The following is a 1,195-nucleotide window of genomic DNA, read 5'->3' on the forward strand; positions in this document are numbered from 1 at the left end:
CTCGCCGAACATTATGGCGAACTGGTTGCGGGCTGCAAACCATTCCCGAACATTTCTGCCATCCTTTTCGAACTTGCGGATTGCGAGGTAGATCAGCTTGGTCGCGGCCTCGTCGGTCGGGAATGAGCCCCGTGTCTTGATGGATTTCCGGATGACGCGGTTCAGACTTTCTATGGCATTCGTGGTGTAGATGATCTTGCGGATCGCGGGATCGAAACCAAAGAACGGGATCACCTCCTGCCATGCCCGGCGCCAGGCCGGGGCGATGGAGGCGTATTTCCCGGCCCATTTCTCTTCGAAGGCATCGAGCTCGGCTTCGGCCATATCGGCGGTCGGGGCGCTGTAAACCCGGCGCAGGCCGGCAGCCACCACCTTCCGGTCCTTCCAGGAACAGAAGTTCAGGCTGTGGCGCACCAGATGCACGATGCAGGTCTGGACCATGGTCTCCGGGAAGGCGGCGGTGATGGCCTCGGGGAAGCCCTTCAGACCGTCCACGACCGCGATCAGGATGTCCTGGATGCCGCGGTTCTTCAGCTCGTTCATCACCGACAGCCAGAATTTGGCGCCTTCATTTTCGGCGATCCAGAGGCCAAGAACCTCGCGCTGGCCATCTCGGGTAACGCCCAAGGCGACATACACGGCCTTGTTCTTCACCGTCCGGCTGTCGGCATCGCGGATCTTCACCCGTAGCGCGTCGAAGATCACGATCGGATACATCCGTTCCAGCGCCCGGCTCTGCCATTCCCGGACCTCGTCCAGAACGGCGTCGGTCACGCGGCTGATCAGGTCGGGCGAGACCTTCAGGCCGTAGAGATCGAGCAGATGAGCTTGGATATCCCGCACCGTCAGCCCGGCGGCATAGAGCCCGATGATCTTGTCATCCATCCCGTCGATCCGGGTCTGGCCCTTCTTCACCAGTTCGGGCTCGAAGCTGCTGTCGCGGTCGCGGGGCACCGCCACCGGCATCTCTCCGTCCTGCCCCTTCAGCACCTTGGTCGAGGTGCCGTTCCGGCGGTTGCCCTGGCCCGCTGGAACCTCCTTGCCCTCTTCATAGCCCAGATGCGCGGTCAGCTCGGCGCCCAGCATACGCTCCATGAGCTTGATCTTCAGCTCTTTCATCAGCCCGGCCTCGCCGAGCAGGTCCTCAGGACGCTCCACGCCCTTCAGCAGTTCGTCCAGCAGTTCCTTGGAGATC

At 62.1% G+C, this 1,195-nt stretch carries 1 protein-coding gene; it reads right to left on the minus strand.

What is annotated here, in order from left to right:
• Positions 1-1,194 (minus strand): IS256 family transposase (locus ACFO5X_RS26130; RefSeq protein WP_380723270.1); only part of this gene is annotated, 1,194 nt, incomplete at its 3' end.
• Position 1,195 lies beyond the last annotated feature (1 nt).

This window comes from Seohaeicola nanhaiensis, assembly GCF_042654245.1.
Lineage (GTDB): Bacteria > Pseudomonadota > Alphaproteobacteria > Rhodobacterales > Rhodobacteraceae > Seohaeicola_A > Seohaeicola_A nanhaiensis.